This is a genomic window from Neobacillus vireti, from assembly GCF_001026695.1.
GTDB classification, from domain to species: domain Bacteria; phylum Bacillota; class Bacilli; order Bacillales; family Cytobacillaceae; genus Neobacillus; species Neobacillus vireti.
The window spans coordinates 1-16,148 of the sequence record NZ_LDNB01000025.1 but is presented as its reverse complement, the minus strand read 5'-3'; the positions used below and the strand labels follow the sequence as shown (position 1 = coordinate 16,148).

Below are 16,148 nucleotides of genomic sequence, written 5' to 3'. Positions count from 1 at the left end.
ATGGGAAGGATCCGATATGGGGCATATCTTCTTCTGCTGGCATTTGTGTTGATGATCACCGGCTGCAGCAATGATTCCGGTGAAAAAACAGCTGCGGCAGCAGATAAGAAGACGACAGGCCTTTCAGCAGAAGAAATTAGCAATGAAGCGTTCAAGGACTTATTTCCGCTTCAATATAACAGCTACAAGAAAAATGAAAAGATGGAAGATACAAAATACGGCGGCTCAGTAAAAAGGAGTAAATTTGACCCGGACAAGGAGCCATTGTTACCAATTCTTTTTAATGGCTATGGTTTTGCAACTGAATACAATGAAGATCGCGGTCACACATACGCCTTAGAGGATATCCGCAGCGTAAAGAGGATTACTGACAAGTCTGTTGGCTCTTGCTATACCTGTAAATCAACAGCTGTTCCGAAAATGATTGAAGAAATGGGCGACAGCTATTGGGGCGCTAATTTTAACAAAGATATTTGGCCTAAAGGCGAAGCGATGGGTCACTCGCCAATCGGCTGTTCTGACTGCCATGACCCGAAAACAATGGATTTACGTGTTACACGTCCTAGTCTTTTTAAAGCCTTGAAAGCAAAAGGTGTCGATGTGTCGAATCCAACCAAAAACGAAATGCGCAGCTATGTGTGCGGCCAGTGCCATGATGAATATTACTTTGCTGCCAATAATAGTGAGGTTACCTATCCGTGGACAAAAGGCTTTAAGCCTGAAGATATGTATGAATACTATAGCACAATCGCAAAAGAAAACGGTTTTGAGAAAGACTGGATCAGTAATATTTCCGGCACACCGATGTTAAAAGCACAGCATCCTGAATTTGAAACACACTTATCAGGCACACACGGAAAAGCAAATGTATCCTGTGCCGACTGCCATATGCCATACGAACGTGTGGATGGAAAAAGAAAAATCACCTCACACTGGTGGACTTCACCGCTTAAAACGATGCAAACATCTTGTGGACAATGTCACGGTGACCGTGATTTAGACAAACTAAAGGATCGAGTAATTGAAATTCAAGATGCAAATGTGAAGGGATTACATGATGCCCAAGATATTTCCACTTCAGCCCATTACTATGTAAACAAAATGATTACATCAGGCGTGAGCCAGGAAAAAATTAAACAAGCCCAAGAATTTGTGCGTAAAGGACAATGGTTCTGGGATATCATTGCCGCTGAAAACTCCGCCGGCTTCCATAACCCGCAAGGATCAATGGATTCACTGCGAATTTCAATTGAGGAATCCAACAAGGCCATTCGCCTAGCAACAGAAGAGCTCGTGAAAAAAGGCGTCAACATGGATGAGCTTGATAAGGAAATTGAAAAGGTTAAACAAGCTGTTGCCGATGAGCAAGTAAATGAGAAGAAAAAAGATCACGCAGTTAACAGCTATTTCCCAGCCCAAGCGCCAGTAGTGCCAGCAGTTCCAAAAAAATAGACTCTTTCCAATAGCGGTTCTTATTCGTCCGACCAAGAAGGAATAAGAATTTAGGAAAGAGCCTTACAATAATTTCTGGAAAACACTGTTTCTCTTTGGGGAACAGTGTTTTCTTGTTTTTTATTGTGACAAAATATTACCGAGGAGTCAATTCGTGGGGGGCAAATGTAGGGTTTGGCGAAATAAAGTGTGAAGTTGGCGAAATACTCTCTCGATTTGGCAAATGAGCGCTGAATTTGGCGAGATAAATCCCAAGTTTGGCGAGATAAAGCAGAAAATCGGCGAAATCCGATTCAAATTCAGCAAGGAAATAAACCTGAAAATTGCGAGATTAATAACCGCACTTACTGGTAATGAAAAATGATTGCATCCAAACTAAAAAAAGACTAAAATAGCCTAGGGATTTGAAATAGTTAATGATAAAGGAGCGTTTTTCATGCCGCGTGCCTTATGGCTTTTAATCATCGGGATGGCAGTGAATGTAATAGGCTCTTCTTTTTTATGGCCTTTAAATGCAATCTATATTCACAATCATTTAGGAAAGTCCCTCTCAGTTGCAGGGATTGTCCTCATGCTCAACTCGGGAGCAAACGTAATTGGAAATCTTTATGGCGGCTTTTTATTTGATAAAATTGGCGGCTATAAATCTATTATATTGGGAATTGGTATTTCCCTCCTAGCCCTAGTCGGCCTATCGATCTGGCATGACTGGCCACAATACGTAGTTTTTCTTACCATCATCGGCTTTGGAACAGGAATTATTTTTCCATCGATGTATGCAATGGCAGGTTCAGTTTGGAAAGAAGGCGGGCGTAAATCGTTTAATGCCCTTTATGTTGCTCAAAACCTTGGGGTTGCAATAGGTGCGTCACTTGGCGGATTCGTAGCAGCTTACTCCTTCCAATTAATCTTTTTAGCGAATACCATCATGTATGTAATCTTTTTACTAATTGCCATTTTTGGATATAAGGGAATTGTGGTAGAGCCTTCGAGACACAGCCATCATGAAAAAGCAGTGAACATTGTAACAAGCAAAGCAAATCTTCAGGCTTTACTGATTGTTTGCGCGGGTTATTTACTCTGTTGGGTTGCTTATAGTCAGTGGACAACAACCATTTCTACTTACACACAGGAAATCAATATTTCATTGAAACAATATAGCTTCCTATGGACGATTAACGGTGCCATCATCGTTCTTGGACAGCCGCTATTAAACGGCGTGCTTAAGAAGCTTTCCTCATCACTCAAGGTGCAAATCCTTATTGGAATTGGAATTTTTATCGTTTCATTTTTAGTTGCTGGAAAAGCGAGTGCTTTTTCAGGCTTTCTCGTTGCTATGATTATCTTAACCATCGGTGAAATGTTCATCTGGCCTGCCGTCCCTACCATTGCTTTCGATTTAGCTCCTAAGGGTAGAGAAGGCTTTTATCAAGGAATCGTCAACAGCACCGCAACTGGCGGCAGAATGGTCGGTCCATTACTTGGTGGTATACTTGTAGATTTATATAGTATGTCTATGTTATTTACCTTATTAATTGGTTTATTTCTTGTCGCCATCGTCACGACATTAGTCTATGACCGTCGCTTGAAAGCTGAAAACAAAGTCGTTGTAAAAGTAGTTTAGATTTTTTTGGCCAGGAAAATGGTGTCAGGCACCCTTCGTGGACAAATGTAGCATTTGTCCACCTGGGAAGGACAGTGGGGAATGAATCTCCATTGTCTTTTCTTTTGGTTGTTTATAAAGAAGATTTCCTGTCCATCCTGAATTTAGACACAAGTTTACTTGCAACCGATCGAAAAATTTAATACAATAACCGTAATACTTTTATATTAGAAAAACAGTGATCAGGAGTAGTAATGGTCAACACCCGAACCTTAAGAGAGTTGACGGCTGGTGGAAGTCAACCGGGTACATCATGAACTCGCCTTTGAGTTGCAAGCATGAAGGAACAGTAATGTTTGCCGTATTCCGCGTTAAGGATGAATGAAGCGAGTGCATGCATGCACTAATGTGGGTGGTACCGCGGGAAGATACATACAATCCTCTCGTCCCTTTTTGGGATGAGGGGTTTTTTATTTTTTTATAGGAGGAACAGACAATGAGTTTCGACCATCAGCAAATTGAAAAAAAGTGGCAAAAGAAATGGGAAGCAGAAAAGACATTCAAAACGAGTGAAGAATATGATAAACGCAAATTCTACGCGTTAGATATGTTTCCATATCCATCAGGGGCTGGGCTCCACGTTGGACACCCGGAAGGCTATACGGCAACGGACATTCTTTCCCGCTTAAAGCGGATGCAGGGATATAATGTTCTTCACCCAATGGGCTGGGACGCATTTGGATTACCGGCAGAACAATACGCATTAGATACAGGAAATGATCCAGCAGAATTCACAGCGAAAAATATTGATACTTTCCGCAGACAAATTAAAGCGTTAGGTTTCTCATATGATTGGGACCGTGAAGTCAATACGACTGACCCAGAATATTATAAATGGACACAGTGGATTTTCTTAAAACTTTTTGAAAAAGGCCTTGCCTATATCGATGAGGTCGCAGTGAACTGGTGTCCTGCACTTGGAACCGTTTTGGCCAACGAAGAAGTTATTGATGGCAAGAGTGAACGCGGCGGACATCCGGTTGAACGCCGTCCGATGAAGCAATGGATGTTAAAAATCACAGCTTATGGTGACCGCTTACTTGAAGATTTAGAGGAGCTTGATTGGCCGGAAAGCTTGAAAGACATGCAGCGCAACTGGATTGGCCGTTCTGAAGGCGCGGAAGTAACTTTCGCCATTGAAGGTCATGATGAATCCTTCACAGTTTTTACAACTCGTCCGGATACATTATTTGGTGCGACGTATGCGGTACTGGCTCCAGAACACGCATTTGTTGATAAAATTACATCAGCTGAACAGCGTGCTGCTGTTGATGCTTATTTAGATAAGGTTAAAACGAAGAGCGACCTTGAGCGTACGGACCTTGCGAAAGAAAAAACGGGTGTTTTCACAGGGGCTTATGCCATCAATCCTACCAATGGCGAAAAAATGCCAATCTGGATTGCCGATTATGTATTAGTAAGCTACGGAACTGGCGCCATCATGGCAGTTCCTGCACACGATGAACGCGATTATGAATTTGCTAAAGAATTCGCGCTGCCAATCAAGCCAGTTGTTGCCGGCGGTGATGTCGAGAAAGAAGCCTATACAGGTGACGGAGAACACATCAATTCCGATTTTTTAAATGGATTAAATAAAGAAGATGCAATCACCAATATGATTTCTTGGCTAGAGGAAAAAGGCATCGGTACGAAAAAGGTAACTTTCCGCTTACGCGATTGGTTATTCAGCCGTCAGCGTTACTGGGGTGAGCCAATTCCAATTATTCATTGGGAAGACGGCACGATGACAGCTGTGCCAGAGGATCAGCTTCCATTGATGCTGCCAAAAACGAAGGATATTAAACCGTCTGGAACAGGTGAATCACCACTTGCTAATATTGGTGATTGGGTAAATGTTGTTGATCCGGAGACAGGCAAAAAGGGACGACGCGAAACGAATACGATGCCGCAATGGGCTGGAAGCTGCTGGTATTATTTACGTTATATTGATCCAAAAAACAGCGAAGCACTGGCTTCTGCCGAAAAATTAAATCACTGGCTGCCTGTTGATATTTACATTGGCGGTGCTGAACATGCCGTTCTTCACTTGTTATATGCCCGTTTCTGGCATAAATTTTTATATGATATTGGTGTGGTTCCTACAAAAGAACCATTCCAAAAGCTATTCAACCAAGGGATGATTTTAGGCGAAGGCAATGAAAAAATGAGTAAATCAAAAGGAAATGTGGTTAATCCTGATGATATCCTCGAGAGTCACGGTGCCGATACGCTGCGCTTGTATGAAATGTTTATGGGACCGCTTGACGCCTCAATTGCTTGGTCGACAAACGGTTTGGACGGTTCCCGCCGCTTCCTTGACAGGATCTGGCGCTTATTTGTGGAAGAAGACGGTGAATTAAATCCGAAAATCCAGCCAAATGAAGAAGCATCCAATTTGGAAAAAGTTTACCATCAAACTGTGAAAAAGGTTACCGAGGATTACGAAGGCTTAAGATTTAATACCGCAATTTCACAAATGATGGTCTTCATTAACGAAGCATATAAAGCAACAGTACTACCTAAGGATTATGTAGAAGGGTTCGTCAAAATGCTAGCACCTGTTAGTCCGCATATTGCAGAAGAACTTTGGAATAAACTAGGACATAGAGAAACAATCTCTTATGAGGCTTGGCCTGCATACGATGAAGCAAAGCTAGTTGATGACGAAGTTGAAATTGTTATTCAAGTAAATGGTAAGGTTAAGACGAAGCTGATGGTGCCAACGGATGCGAGCAAGGAGGCATTGGAAGGCATCGCAATGGACGATGACCGAGTGAAGGAACAAATCGAAGGGAAAACGATTCGCAAAGTCATCACGGTTCCTGGTAAACTAGTCAATATCGTAGCCAATTAATAAAATAGAACATCCTCCTTCAAAAATGGGGGATGTTTTTCTGAAGGGATGAATGGAATGGAAGCAATTCAAACGATTACACCAGAGGAGTTACAAAAGAAGCTCGCGGCAGGAGAAAAGCTTGAGCTTGTGGATGTTAGAGAAGATGAAGAAGTAGTAATGGGGATGATTCCAGGGGCAAAGCATATTCGCTTGGGGGACATTCCTGCGAACTTGGACTATTTTGATAAGGATAAAGAATATATTTTTATCTGCCGCTCAAGCGCACGCAGCGGTAATGTTTGCTATTACCTGCAGGATCAGGGCTACAAAGTCCGTAACATGATTGGCGGCATGATGAATTGGACTGGAGAAACGAAATAACCGATTCCATTTTTGGAATCGGTTTTTCTATTTTGTGAAACTCGTTTATGACATCATTTTGGGCGTTTATGACGTATTATTAAGTACTTACGACATAATTTTGAGCACTTACGGCACATTTACAGTCACTTACCACATTTACTGGATAATAATAGGAAAATTAAGTGGATTTCATATCCTTACGACATATTTACAATCACTTACGACACATTTACAGAAACCTACGACATTACCTGGATAATATTTGGAAAAACACAACATTTCCAGCCTCTCTTTTTTAAAATTCAGAAAAGTTGTCAATAATGATTATAAAAAAAGAGAGGGAGAGTACATTGATACAGGTGAAATTGTTTGACCGCGAGCATGAGAAGGATTTGGAAAAGGAAATGAATCGTTTTCTGAGAGGGATAGATGAAAAGAGTCTGCTAGATATTAAGTATAACGTTGCAGCGATGCCAGAAGAGGAAGAAGAAGAACAGATTTATTGCTTTACAGCGATGATTATTTACAAGGCCTGACAAAAGTCAGGCCCGATTTTTTGCCGCATATGCGGCATTGGTTCCCGCAAGCCTGCCGGTCACAAGTGCGGAGGTAATATTATACCCCCCTGTATACCCATGAACATCAAGAATTTCACCGCAAAAAAATAAACCAGCCATTAATTTCGAGCCCATCGTTTGCGGTTCGATTTCTTTAACAGACACGCCGCCGCCCGTGACAAATGCCTTTTCCAGTGGAAGTGTGCCGTTAACATTAATCAAGAATTGCTTGCAGCTTTTTGCAAAACTACGAATTTTATCATTAGAAATCGTGCCGCCTTGCTCGGAAGGGTCGATACCATTTTGTTCTAAAAGAAATAGTAAATAACGTTCAGGCAGCAAACCCTTTAACGTATTTTTAATACTTTTCTTAGGCTCACTTTTTACAAGGTCAATAATTTCCTGAAAAATTTCCTCTTCTTTTTTATCCGGAAGTGCGTCGAGGCTCATGGTAACCTCTTTCAATTTCCACTTCTTCATCGCCTTCACAACAAACTGGCTGCAGCGCAGTACTGCAGGACCGCTAATGCCAAAATGAGTAAACAGCATGTCCATCCGATGTGAGATAATTGGCTTGCCTTTTGGATTCAACACACTTACGTCAATATCGCGCAATGCTAACCCTTGCAGCGTCTTATTTCTGATAAAAGGTTCACTAGACGTGACAGGGACTTCCGTTGGGAACAGCTCAGTAATGGTATGTCCTGCCTTCTCCGCCCACGCGTAGCCGTCCCCGGTTGATCCCGTATGGGGGACCGATTTTCCACCAACGGCAATGACAATGGATTTTGCGGCAATTTTTTGGCCATCCTTTAATAAAACAGCAGCCGTTTGTCCATTTTCATAGATGACTTCCGCTACCGGGGAATTTTTGAACACACGAACATGAAGCTTCTCTAATTGCTCCAAAAGAGCATCGACAACGGATTGAGCTTTATTAGAAACAGGGAACATCCGCCCGTGATCCTCTTCCTTTAAGGATATTCCTAATTTTTCAAAAAAGGCAATAATGTCCTCATTACTAAAAATGGAAAAAGCACTGTATAAAAATTTCCCGTTTCCAGGCAAATGTTTAATGATTTCTTCTACAGGCAGACGGTTTGTGACGTTACAGCGTCCGCCTCCGGATATCGCCAGTTTTCTGCCAAGCTTTTCTCCTTTATCGATCAACAGCACCTTTGCCCCTTTTTCACCAGCGGCGATGGCAGCCATTAACCCAGAGGGGCCGCCGCCAATGACGATTACATCGTATTCCATCTTTGCACCAACTTTATCTTCATTCATTTTTATCGGTAACCTAATGGTATTTATACCAATTACTCCATTATAACCATTTCAGCCCTTACTGAAAACAAAACAATTAGTCACCAATTTTTAATAAATTTTTGGGGTTGTTAGTGGCGTCATAGGGAAAAGAGTTGTAAACTACAATAGTGTGCAAAAATAGTCGAATTTACTTGATGAGGCGCTTGCGCTTTATGAATTAGGAAGGGATTTTATGCAGTCTAAGCTTTTAAGAGGAACATTTATCTTAACCTTTGGAACAATCCTATCAAAGGTTATCGGCCTAATTTACGTTATTCCATTTTATCAAATTGTCGGAAAACATGGGACACAGCTTTACTCCTACTCGTATGTCCCATATACAATCTTCATTAGTGTGGCCACGGCTGGTGTACCGCTCGCAGTGTCAAAGTTTATTTCTAAATATAATGCCCTTGAAGAATATGCCGTTGGCCGAAAACTATTTAAATCGGGAATAGTTGTCATGCTATTTACGGGGATTGCAGCCTTTCTTGTCATGTATTCAGCGGCACCGATGTTGGCAGAGATGAGTCATCCTGGTAAAAAAGATATGGCTAGTGTTATTACCGTCATCAGAGCTGTTAGTTTTGCACTGATTGTTGTGCCATTTATGAGTTTAATCAGGGGATATTTCCAAGGACATCAATCAATGGGACCTTCTGCTGTTTCACAGGTTGTGGAACAAATCGTCCGGATTATTTTCACGCTTGCCGGTGCCTATGTTGTCCTGAAATTTTTAAATGGAACGATTGTTTCAGCGGTTAGTGTTGCAACTTTTGCTGCCTTTATTGGTGCAATCGGCGGCTTGCTCGTTTTATTTTGGTATTGGTATAAAAGAAAACCATATCTTGATGAGCTTTTGACACATGATAAAGGAACCATCGATATCTCGTTAAAAGAAATCTATAAAGAAATATTTATTTATGCAGCACCCTTTGTGTTTGTCGGGATTGCCAATCCACTCTTTCAATTCATTGACCAAATTACCCTTACGAGAGCTTTGACGGATATGGGTTTGAATAAGAAGTTAGCAGATGTTGCTTTTGGTATCTTGAATTTCGAATCACATAAAATTGTCATTATTCCTGTGTCACTCGCTACGGCCTTCTCCTTAACATTGGTGCCAAGCATTACAAAAGCATTTGTTGAGAATGATCGCCAAAGTATGAATCGACAGTTAAACCAGACATTTCAAGTCTTATTGTATCTAACATTACCGGCAGCGATTGGATTGTCTTTATTGGCCGAACCAGTTTACACTGCATTTTATGAGCACGATGTCCTCGGAACGCAGGTATTAGGCGCCTATGCTCCGGTTGCGATTTTGTTTTCTCTTTATGCGGTCACAGCTGCTATTCTGCAGGGAATCAATGAACAGCGTTTTACCATCTTAAGCTTACTTGTTGGTTTATTAGTAAAACTAGCTTTAAATATTCCACTAATAAAAATGTTTGAAACAAGAGGGGCTGTTTTAGCAACAGCACTGGGCTACTCTGTAGCGATTATTATTAATTTGATTGTTATTAAAACCTTCTCACGTTACCAATTCCGTCTTGTTTGGCGAAGGAGCCTATTAATCGTGATTTTTGCAGCTTTGATGTGGGTGGGGACGGAAATTGTCTATAAATTCCTTTTACTATTTCTTTCACCAGCATCAAAGGGTCAATCTGTCTTAATTATCCTAGTAAGTGCTGGTGTAGGTGCTGGTATCTATTTTTACCTAGGATTGAAATCAGGGCTCGTCGATCGATTATTTGGAGATCGGGTTGTTCGCTTAAAGCAAAAATTAAGACTTCGTACCTGAAAATCTTCTAGAAAATAAGGGGGATTATCATTGAGAATTGATAAAATGCTCGCCAATATCGGCTACGGCAGCCGCAAGGAAGTGAAGCAGCTGCTGAAAAGCGGGGCCGTTAAAGTAGATGATGTTGTGGTTAAGGATGCCAAGCAGCACGTCGATACGGCAAAACAAACTGTCACCTTAAATGGAGAAGTTGTTGAATACAAAGAATTCATCTACCTGATGATGAACAAGCCGCAAGGGGTATTATCCGCGACAGAAGATAACTCCTGTGAAACGGTCATTGACTTATTGGAGATGGAAGATCAGGTGTATGAGCCGTTTCCAGTCGGGCGGTTGGACAAGGACACAGAAGGCTTGCTGCTGATTACGAATGATGGTCAATTAGCGCATCGTTTGCTTTCACCGAAAAAGCATGTACCGAAGACTTACTTTGCAGTGATTGATAGGGAAGTTACAGAAGCAGATGTCGCTGCATTCAGTCGAGGAGTAACCTTGGATGACGGTTATGAAACTAAGCCCGGCGATCTGAAAATCTTGAAATCCGGTGTGCGTTCTGATATTGAGCTAACCATCACCGAAGGTAAATTTCATCAGGTGAAAAGAATGTTCGAAGCGGTTGGAAAAAGTGTTGTCTACCTACAGCGGATTTCAATGGGACCTCTGCCGTTGGACGAAACACTTGAGCTAGGTGAATACCGGGAATTAACCGATGAAGAAGTAGAATTATTGAGAAATTATCAAGTAAAATAGAGAATATTTATGAAAAAGCAGCTAAAATGTAGGCTGCTTTTTCATTTTTTTATACCTTGATGTTCAATTGGTGAATTTTGGAGTTCAATGAGCGTATTTCCAGCTTCAACGAGCGAATTTTGGAGTTCAATGAGCGGATTTCCAGCTTCAACGAGCGAATTTTGGAGTTCAACGAGCGAATTTTTGCCAAAAGAAGAGGCAGTAGTCTCTGCCTTTTCTACAATCTGATTATTGATATGCTAAGGAATATGGAATACCCTTCTTGTTTGGAAATCGCCGCTACATCTGCATTCGTATCGCCATAGGGAGTCCGAATGATGGCCGGTTCTTTTCCGGTAACAGATTTTATCGCCTGACCGGTATCGGCAATTTCCCCACAATTCACTTCCTCCTTAAATTTCTTGCCTTTATCATATCAAAAACATCATAAACAGCTAAATATTTTTAAATAAAATAAAAAAGGACAAGGCATCAAGCCTTGTCCATTAAATAGCTATTTTATTATGCATTCAGGAAGGATTTCAGCATCCAGTTATGTTTAGTAAGTTTGCCAATTAGGCCGAGGAACATATCGCTGGTCACTTCGTCGTTATTTTGTTCCGCGACTTCCATCCCCGTTTTTAATTCATCAATGATTAATGAAAAGTCATTAACGACGGACTGAACCATTTCTTCTGCCGTTAATTTTTCATTCCTTTCTTCAATCGTTGCCAATTGAAGAGACTCTTTTAAAGTGGAAATAGGGCTGCCGCCATTAGCTAGTAATTGTTCCGCAAATTCATCGATTGTGGCCGCTGCTTGATCATAAAGTTCTTCAAATTTTGCATGTAAGGTAAAGAAATGAGGTCCTTTCACATACCAGTGAAACTGATGTAATTTCGTGTATAAAACGGTCCAGTTGGCGATTTGTTGATTAAGTACTTGTTCGAGTGTCATTTAGCATTCCTCCTAATTTCTATCTATAATTATTATAACATATACTATTTAAAAATCAATATTAAATTATAATTATTATAAATAAGTAAGTATTATTGTTTAGCTTCAAAAAATTCATACCTCCGACATTTTTAATCCAAACCTTGGCATTGTCTCCTTTTTGATTCTTTTTCGTAATTTTTTCTTCTTTGCCGTTTATTTTCGTCCAGAGGAAACGATCTCTGACAAACGCCACTTTAACATTACTTTCATTAACGGGTTCCGCATTTGCCCCGCTGCTTGTCATCAATAAAAGAAATATGAAAAACAAAAAAACTGCTTTTTCATCACTTCACCTCATTATTATTTCCTCAATATAAGGTGAAATATCATGAAAAAAAGCAAAGTATCTGAATTGGATACTTTGCTTAGAAAATCTCTTCCAATGATATTTCAAATCCTTCTAAAACCGCTGACTTCAATATTCCTGTTTGCTTTAAGACATCCAGTTGCTGATATTGGCCTTCTGAGTCTAAAACATAAACTTGGAAGGTATTTAGCATCGGGTTGATAATCCAATATTCTTTAACACCGTATTGCATATAAAGGTTCAACTTAAAGACTAAATCATGAGACTGATTAGATGGACTTAAAATTTCCATGATGATTGATGGAACTCCAACATACCGATTTTCCGTCAACCCGCTTTTATCACCTATTACAGATAAGTCAGGGATAATGATTTTGTTTCCTTCCATATTTTCGCGATGAAGCTCAATATCAAATGGTGCATGAAAGACCTCACAGGTCTTGCCCTCTAAAAAATTAAATAATTTTGCAAAAATCCTGCCCGAAACGCGCTGATGTTTTGTAGAAGGTGAAGGAGTCATAAACACGGTTCCATCAATGAACTCCATTAGTTTGTCAGTTTTTTCTCTCATTTTATAAAATTCTTCAAGTTTTATTAGATGATCTTGAGGTAAGCTCACATGTACACCTACTTTCAAGGAGATACTATTAGTATTACACCAATTTTTGGTTAATCAGTCCAATAAAGAGTTCTTTTTGAAAAAATAAGTAACCGGGTATAACAATGGGTACTATATATCTTAATTAGGTTTTAGGTTATAAAGGGGGAATGAAACATGAAGCTTACACACGAGCAGGCGATTGAGTTACACGGCTTTAATAACTTAACGAAGTCGTTAAGCTTTAATATGTATGATATTTGTTTCACAAGGACGAGGGAAGAACGGGAAGCTTATTTAAACTATATTGATGAAGAATATAGCGGGGAGAGATTGGAAAAAATCTTACGGCATGTCTCAGATATCATTGGCGCTCATGTCTTAAATGTTGCCAGCCAGGATTTTGAGCCTGCGGGTGCAAGTGTGACATTGCTGGTATCGGAAGGACCAGTGGCAAATGCTCCATCAGAATCATTCGAGGAATCACCTGGTCCGCTTCCAGAATCAGTGGTGATGCAGCTCGATAAGAGCCATATCACTGTTCATACATACCCGGAATTCCACCCCGATGAAGGAATTAGTACATTTCGGGCAGATATTGATGTTTCCACATGCGGCGAAATTTCGCCGCTTAAGGCACTCCATTATTTAATCCGTACATTTGAAACCGACGTAATGACGATTGATTACCGTGTTCGCGGTTTTACGAGGGATAAAACAGGTCACAAGCTTTTTATCGACCACGAAATTAACTCAATTCAAAATTATATCCCTGAAGATGTCGGTGAATTATTTGATATGATTGATGTTAATGTCTATCAGGAGCATATTTTCCACACAAAATGTAAGCTGCGTAAATTCGATTTAAATAACTATTTGTTTGGCTATACGAAAGATAAACTGACTCCAGATGAACATATTGAGATAACAGAGAGATTAAAGTTAGAGATGGATGAAATTTTTTATGGAAAAAATATTGTTTAATAAAAGAGCGCGGGTGTCAATGCGCTCTTTTGGTTCATCCATTTAACAAATGATGCAGGATTCTATTTTTATCATCGAAAAATTGTTTCATGATTTGATAATGATTGGTTTCCTCAAGACGGCGCTCGTTGATTCCTTCCTCGGAGAACTCAAAAATCCTCGCCTCTGGATATGCCATGATGATTGGCGAATGGGTCGCAATGATAAATTGCGAATTCTCCTGAACTAGATCATGGATCCTCGTCAACATCGACATTTGCCGAAGCGGCGACAGAGCGGCTTCCGGTTCATCCAAAATATAGATTCCATTGCCGCCAAAACGGTGAAGAAATGTGGCAAAAAATGCCTCGCCATGTGACTGCTCATGAAGGGAAACTCCCCCAAAGGAATCAATTATCCGTCGCCCCCTGCCTTCACGATCCAATTCCTCAATGTTTGAAGCAACATTATAAAAACTTTCCGCCCGCAAGAAAAACCCATCCCGCGGTTTTTCAATCCCTTTGATTACTTTAAGATAGTCTCCAAGCGGTGAATGTGAATCATAAGTTGAAAAATTAAAATTGAAGGATCCTCCTTCTGGATTGAACCCTAATGCGGTTGCTATCGCTTCTAATAAGGTTGATTTGCCCATTCCGTTTTCCCCGATGAGAAAGGTAACATTGGGATGAAAAGAAAGCTCGTCTAATGTCTTTAAACTAGGAAGGTTAAAGGGATATTTTTTAAAAGAGGGGATATCCTCTCTTTTTAATTTAATCGTTCTGACATATTGAGTATTTAACATAAATACGACTCCTAAATTTTTACTGATTTTATATAATAGTAACATGTACACCATCAAATAGCGCTATAGGGAGTAGTTGTGGTATTGTCTTATTCATGAATATTTTCATAGCCCATCCCATACATTGATATGAAAAGAAGATGGGGGGATGTCTATGCAATTTTACTATGGACCGCAAATGCCACTGCGAATTTTAGATGAAGCGGAATTTTGGAAGCATCAAGAAGAGGAGCATACAGTAGTAATTAGGGAGCTGGTCTCGGGACTGGAGCCGGAATTTGTTGCTGCCCTGAAAAAGTGGGAACAAGCTCTTGGGGAAACGCATCAGCAGGTTGTAAGATTTATTGAATCTGTGATTCGCTCAGGTTCTCAAGTATCGGACCAATTGCTTCAGCAGGTGCTTCAGCTTGTGACTTATTGCTTGCAGGAAAGCGAGTCTTTTATTCAATTATGTGAGCAGATTAAAACACATAGTCAAGCAGTAAGCGGTAATCATACTGCTAAAGTGGTTTTAAATCATATTATTCGCGAATCCGAATACTTTGTCGGAATTGCTCAAGCGTTGCTATCTAGCGGCCAATAAATTTCCTCTTGAATGAAATGCTATGTTTACGGTGACTCTACTAAATATGGAGTCACCTTTTTAACGGTTGACATGAAACCAAAAGGTGCTATATTATTATGTGAAACTAAATGGTTTCGCATTTTATTTAAAGAGGAGCAATCATAATGGAAAATCAAACCCAAACATTACCTGATATTAGACACACACTAGTGTATAATGCACCAATTACGAAAGTATGGAACGCTGTAGCAACTTCAGAAGGATTAGCCGCCTGGTTTATGCCAAATGATATGGAACCAGTTGAAGGTCATGAATTTCACCTAAACGCCGGCCAATTTGGAATGTCTCCATGTAAGGTAACGAAAGTCGACCCGCCAAATAGCCTTTCGTTCAATTGGGGAAAAGATTGGACACTAACATTTGAATTAAAAGAGCTCGATGGAAAAACTGAATTTACGGTAATTCATAGCGGTTGGGATGCTGCCAAAGTCACAGAATTTGGTGCTCCACATACTCCAATTCGCGAAAACATGAATCAAGGCTGGGCGGGTCTTGTAAAAAAATTGCAAGGATATGTTGAGGCATAAATGGCTGCAATACCAGCAAAGCATGATGTCTTTCAAGCCATTGCTGATCCAACAAGGCGAAAGCTGTTGAAACTTCTAAGCAACGAAGAAATGCCTGTCACAGCTATCAGTGGGCACTTCTCGATGAGTAGAACGGCCGTGTCCAAGCATCTGGGTGTATTAGCGGATGCAGGTCTAGTTAAGAAGCAGAAAGTCGGCAGGGAAACAAGGTACAAGCTTGCGCCAGAACCACTACATGAATTAAAAGATTGGCTCCAATATTTTGAATTATATTGGGAAAATAAACTTGGTGCGCTGAAACGTTTAGTGGAGTCGGATGAGCTCGATAAAGATACCTGAGCCAGGCTAATCGCCTGGCTTTTAGTCTGCCAAGAGGGCGGTCTGAAAAGGGTAGACGGGTAAGAGGAGAAAAGTGACGGGTAAATCAGCAAGATAGACGGGTAAAAGGGAAAAACAGACGGGTAAATCGATCAAAGCGATGGGTAAGGGGCAATTTCCTAAAAAAGGTAGCACAAAAAGGGAGCTATGGAGGAAATCTGCACAAAAAATGATTAAGTCCGTATAATTGTGTAAAAAGAAAAGAGTCATTTTTATCCTACTTGGCTACAATGTTTAACA

General features: G+C 40.5%; 16 protein-coding genes and 1 other annotated feature. Of the genes, 11 read left to right on the top strand and 5 right to left on the bottom strand.

Annotated features, from left to right (window positions below; translation table 11 throughout):
- The 5 genes from AA980_RS25310 (at position 1) to AA980_RS25290 (ending at position 6,850) form a co-directional block, all read left to right on the top strand.
- The gene (locus tag AA980_RS25310) at positions 1 to 1,452 is read left to right on the top strand and encodes an ammonia-forming cytochrome c nitrite reductase subunit c552 (RefSeq protein ID WP_024030559.1); all 1,452 of its coding nucleotides are present in this window, start codon (positions 1 to 3) and stop codon (positions 1,450 to 1,452) included.
- 436 nt (positions 1,453 to 1,888) lie between these two features.
- Positions 1,889 to 3,076: an MDR family MFS transporter gene (locus AA980_RS25305; protein ID WP_024030558.1), complete on the top strand. Its 1,188-nt coding sequence runs from the start codon at positions 1,889 to 1,891 to the stop codon at positions 3,074 to 3,076.
- Positions 3,077 to 3,284: 208 nt separating this feature from the next.
- Positions 3,285 to 3,509, top strand: a binding site (T-box leader).
- 42 nt (positions 3,510 to 3,551) lie between these two features.
- Complete coding sequence (leuS, locus tag AA980_RS25300; protein ID WP_024030557.1) at positions 3,552 to 5,969, top strand: leucine--tRNA ligase; 2,418 nt, start codon at positions 3,552 to 3,554, stop codon at positions 5,967 to 5,969.
- 57 nt (positions 5,970 to 6,026) lie between these two features.
- The gene (locus AA980_RS25295; RefSeq protein ID WP_024030556.1) at positions 6,027 to 6,332 is read left to right on the top strand and encodes a rhodanese-like domain-containing protein; all 306 of its coding nucleotides are present in this window, start codon (positions 6,027 to 6,029) and stop codon (positions 6,330 to 6,332) included.
- A 332-nt stretch (positions 6,333 to 6,664) separates the two neighbouring features.
- Positions 6,665 to 6,850 (top strand): sporulation protein Cse60, encoded by a 186-nt coding sequence (locus tag AA980_RS25290; RefSeq protein ID WP_024030555.1) that lies wholly within the window; start codon positions 6,665 to 6,667, stop codon positions 6,848 to 6,850.
- 6 nt (positions 6,851 to 6,856) lie between these two features.
- Here AA980_RS25290 and AA980_RS25285 read toward each other — a convergent pair whose 3' ends face one another.
- Complete coding sequence (locus AA980_RS25285) at positions 6,857 to 8,128, bottom strand: BaiN/RdsA family NAD(P)/FAD-dependent oxidoreductase (protein ID WP_024030554.1); 1,272 nt, start codon at positions 8,126 to 8,128, stop codon at positions 6,857 to 6,859.
- Between the two features lie 241 nt (positions 8,129 to 8,369).
- Here AA980_RS25285 and AA980_RS25280 point away from each other — a divergent pair, with 241 nt between their 5' ends.
- The gene (locus AA980_RS25280; protein ID WP_024030553.1) at positions 8,370 to 9,980 is read left to right on the top strand and encodes a putative polysaccharide biosynthesis protein; all 1,611 of its coding nucleotides are present in this window, start codon (positions 8,370 to 8,372) and stop codon (positions 9,978 to 9,980) included.
- A gap of 30 nt (positions 9,981 to 10,010) precedes the next feature.
- Positions 10,011 to 10,730: a 16S rRNA pseudouridine(516) synthase gene (locus tag AA980_RS25275; RefSeq protein ID WP_024030552.1), complete on the top strand. Its 720-nt coding sequence runs from the start codon at positions 10,011 to 10,013 to the stop codon at positions 10,728 to 10,730.
- 217 nt (positions 10,731 to 10,947) lie between these two features.
- On the opposite strand, the gene AA980_RS27105 is transcribed toward AA980_RS25275, so the two are convergent.
- The 3 genes from AA980_RS27105 to AA980_RS25260 form a co-directional block, all read right to left on the bottom strand.
- Positions 10,948 to 11,115 carry a polysaccharide deacetylase family protein gene (locus AA980_RS27105; RefSeq protein ID WP_024030551.1) on the bottom strand — a complete coding sequence of 56 codons (168 nt, stop codon included), beginning with the start codon at positions 11,113 to 11,115 and terminating at the stop codon, positions 10,948 to 10,950.
- A 116-nt stretch (positions 11,116 to 11,231) separates the two neighbouring features.
- Positions 11,232 to 11,666: a Dps family protein gene (locus AA980_RS25270; protein WP_024030550.1), complete on the bottom strand. Its 435-nt coding sequence runs from the start codon at positions 11,664 to 11,666 to the stop codon at positions 11,232 to 11,234.
- A gap of 407 nt (positions 11,667 to 12,073) precedes the next feature.
- Complete coding sequence (locus tag AA980_RS25260; RefSeq protein ID WP_024030548.1) at positions 12,074 to 12,634, bottom strand: Uma2 family endonuclease; 561 nt, start codon at positions 12,632 to 12,634, stop codon at positions 12,074 to 12,076.
- 156 nt (positions 12,635 to 12,790) lie between these two features.
- Between AA980_RS25260 and speD the strand changes: the two genes are divergently transcribed.
- Positions 12,791 to 13,597, top strand: coding sequence for an adenosylmethionine decarboxylase (gene speD / locus AA980_RS25255; protein ID WP_024030547.1), 807 nt, complete (start codon positions 12,791 to 12,793; stop codon positions 13,595 to 13,597).
- Positions 13,598 to 13,631: 34 nt separating this feature from the next.
- Here speD and AA980_RS25250 read toward each other — a convergent pair whose 3' ends face one another.
- Positions 13,632 to 14,378, bottom strand: a complete 747-nt coding sequence (locus AA980_RS25250; protein ID WP_024030546.1) for an AAA family ATPase — start codon at positions 14,376 to 14,378, stop codon at positions 13,632 to 13,634.
- A gap of 154 nt (positions 14,379 to 14,532) precedes the next feature.
- On the opposite strand from AA980_RS25250, the gene AA980_RS25245 reads away from it, so the two are divergent.
- The 3 genes from AA980_RS25245 (at position 14,533) to AA980_RS25235 (ending at position 15,869) form a co-directional block, all read left to right on the top strand.
- On the top strand, positions 14,533 to 14,961 hold the full coding sequence (locus AA980_RS25245) for a DUF2935 domain-containing protein (protein ID WP_024030545.1): 429 nt from the start codon (positions 14,533 to 14,535) through the stop codon (positions 14,959 to 14,961).
- A gap of 146 nt (positions 14,962 to 15,107) precedes the next feature.
- Positions 15,108 to 15,530 carry an SRPBCC family protein gene (locus AA980_RS25240; RefSeq protein WP_024030544.1) on the top strand — a complete coding sequence of 141 codons (423 nt, stop codon included), beginning with the start codon at positions 15,108 to 15,110 and terminating at the stop codon, positions 15,528 to 15,530.
- Complete coding sequence (locus tag AA980_RS25235) at positions 15,531 to 15,869, top strand: ArsR/SmtB family transcription factor (protein WP_024030543.1); 339 nt, start codon at positions 15,531 to 15,533, stop codon at positions 15,867 to 15,869. It abuts the gene before it with no gap.
- Positions 15,870 to 16,148: the final 279 nt, after the last annotated feature.